The sequence below is a fragment of the uncultured Dietzia sp. genome (genome assembly GCF_937873725.1).
Taxonomy (GTDB): domain Bacteria; phylum Actinomycetota; class Actinomycetes; order Mycobacteriales; family Mycobacteriaceae; genus Dietzia.
Window position 1 is genome coordinate 1 of the sequence record NZ_CALMYY010000093.1, and the last position, 2127, is coordinate 2127.

The following is a 2127-nucleotide window of genomic DNA, read 5'->3' on the forward strand; positions in this document are numbered from 1 at the left end:
GCGTGCGCCGCCCGGTGAGGCGCGTGACAATCGGTACTCATGGGACAGACGGGGGCGCCGGTCGGCCGGGGGGGAGTGCTCCCGGCTCCCCTCGAGGCCGTGGTGGACGAGTACGTCGACGATCTCAGGACCGGGAGGTCGCGGTCCGAGGCGACCGCCCGCTCGTACCGCTCCGACGTCCGCGCGCTGCTGCTGCATCTCTGCGCCGACCGTGGCGGGCCCGCCACCGCCGCCGACCTCGCCGGCGCCCTCACGCTGCCCGCCCTCCGCGGCTGGTTGGCGTCGCAGGTGGGTGCGGGCGCGGCCCGGTCGACCGTCGCGCGCAGGGTGGCGGCCGCCCGGTCGTTCAGCACGTGGGCGGCGCGCAGGGGAGTCCTCCCGACCGATGTCGCCGCCCGGCTGGAGGCTCCGCGCGCCCGACGTCACCTGCCCGAGGTCCTCGACCGGGCCCAGGCGGCCGAGACCATCCGGACCACCGAACTCGGCGCGGCCGAGGGCGACCCGGTGGCGGTCCGTGACCGGCTGATCGTGGAACTGCTCTACTCGTGCGGAATCCGGGTGGCCGAACTGTGTGGGCTGGACGTGGACGACGTCGACGCCGAGCGGCGGCTCCTGCGCGTGGTGGGCAAGGGGGACAGGGAACGCGCGGTCCCGTACGGCGCCCCCGCCGTCCGCGCACTCCGCGCCTGGGTGGACGGGGGGCGGCCGGCACTGGCGACGACGGGTTCCGGCCCGGCCCTGCTGCTCGGGGCCAGGGGAGGCAGGCTCGATCCCCGCACCGCCCGTCGGATCGTCAACGAGGTATCCGCCGCGACGCCCGGATCGCCGCGGGTGTCGCCCCACGCGCTGCGCCACAGCTCGGCCACGCACCTGCTCGAGGGCGGTGCGGACCTGCGGCACGTCCAGGAACTCCTGGGTCACTCGACGCCGGCGACGACCCAGATCTACACCCATGTCTCCGCGGAACGCCTCCGCGCCGCCTACCGGGGCGCCCACCCCAGGGCCTGACGGGGACCGCGGTCGGGGGATCAGCCGCCCCCGTCGCCGGGACGAGTGGGTTTGAGCCGGATCGCTCGCGCGTCGGTCGCGAGGAGGCCGAGGGGATCGAGGTACTCGTCGTCGTCGCCCCCCGGTCCCCCCGCGGCGAGGCGCGCGCCCCAGTGCAGGCACGCCACCGCGGGGCACCCGGGGTGACCCGCGACGAGATGCCCCACCAGGTCCCCGGCGCCGACGGCGTCCCCCGCGCGGACGGTGGCGCGCACCGGCTCGTACGTGGTGCGCAGGCCGTCACCGTGGTCGATCGACAGGACCCGGCGACCGCCGACCGCCCCGGCGAACAGCACGGTCCCGGCCGCGGGCGCCCGCACCTCCGCGACGGCGGCCGCCACGAGGTCGACCCCCCGGTGCCCCGCGAGCCAGCGTTGCGCCGGGGGTGAGAACGGCGTGGCCACCGACGGGGGACCGGAGAGCGGGACCCGTAGGTCCCGGCGCACAGGCGCGGGGGTCGCCGCGGGCGGAAGGACGAGGACGACGAGGGCGACCGCCGCGGAGGCCGCGATCGCGAGGCGACGCGCCATCGCTGTGGTCCGGCACGGGAACTGCATGACACGAGTACACCCCGCCGCGGTCGCGTCGGACATCCCCGCGGGGACCGCTGTGGAGGGGGAGGACGACCATCCACAGGCCCGGCACCCGTGTTGGCCGGCTGGCGCGGGCGGGCTATGATTGCCATGCGGTCGACTGACGTCGATTGACTTCGCGTGTTCTGCGCCACCCCCGGGCGGCGCATCCGGTCCCTGGGCTCACGCCCCGGCCTCCCGGACACCGGACCAGTAGGTGCCCCCGCCAGGCGGGGGTCGGGTCCGGTGCGGACACCAGGGCTCGAGGCCATCCGGCTGACGGCATAACCCGATACACATCAGAAAGCGAGGACGAGGGCCTCGCGGTCCGGCTGCTCCCAAGCCGGACGTGCCCTCAACAACCCATGGCAGTCATCTCCATGAAGCAGCTGCTCGACGCGGGCGCTCACTTCGGTCACCAGACCCGTCGCTGGAACCCCAAGATGCGGCGGTTCATCTTCACCGACCGCAACGGCATCTACATCATCGACCTGCAGCAGACGCTCAC

3 protein-coding genes are annotated in these 2127 nt (G+C 75.0%); 2 read left to right on the forward strand and 1 reads right to left on the reverse strand.

Annotated elements, in window-relative coordinates:
* The first annotated feature begins 39 nt into the window (after positions 1-39).
* Positions 40-1008 carry a tyrosine recombinase XerC gene (locus Q0444_RS09715; protein WP_291084531.1) on the forward strand — a complete coding sequence of 323 codons (969 nt, stop codon included), beginning with the start codon at positions 40-42 and terminating at the stop codon, positions 1006-1008.
* Positions 1009-1028: 20 nt separating this feature from the next.
* On the opposite strand, the gene Q0444_RS09720 is transcribed toward Q0444_RS09715, so the two are convergent.
* A complete protein-coding gene (locus Q0444_RS09720; protein ID WP_291084528.1) occupies positions 1029-1577 on the reverse strand; it encodes a M23 family metallopeptidase in 549 nt (182 codons plus the stop codon).
* A gap of 407 nt (positions 1578-1984) precedes the next feature.
* Between Q0444_RS09720 and Q0444_RS09725 the strand changes: the two genes are divergently transcribed.
* Positions 1985-2127, forward strand: a 143-nt coding sequence (locus Q0444_RS09725) for a 30S ribosomal protein S2 (protein ID WP_299023093.1), incomplete at its 3' end; no start/stop codon positions are given.

Excerpts from the sequence above, each read along its gene's own strand:
- Q0444_RS09720 (WP_291084528.1), bottom strand. The coding sequence starts at position 1,577 with ATGGCGCGTCGCCTCGCGATCGCGGCCTCCGCGGCGGTCGCCCTCGTC.
- Q0444_RS09715 (WP_291084531.1), top strand. The coding sequence starts at position 40 with ATGGGACAGACGGGGGCGCCGGTCGGCCGGGGGGGAGTGCTCCCGGCT.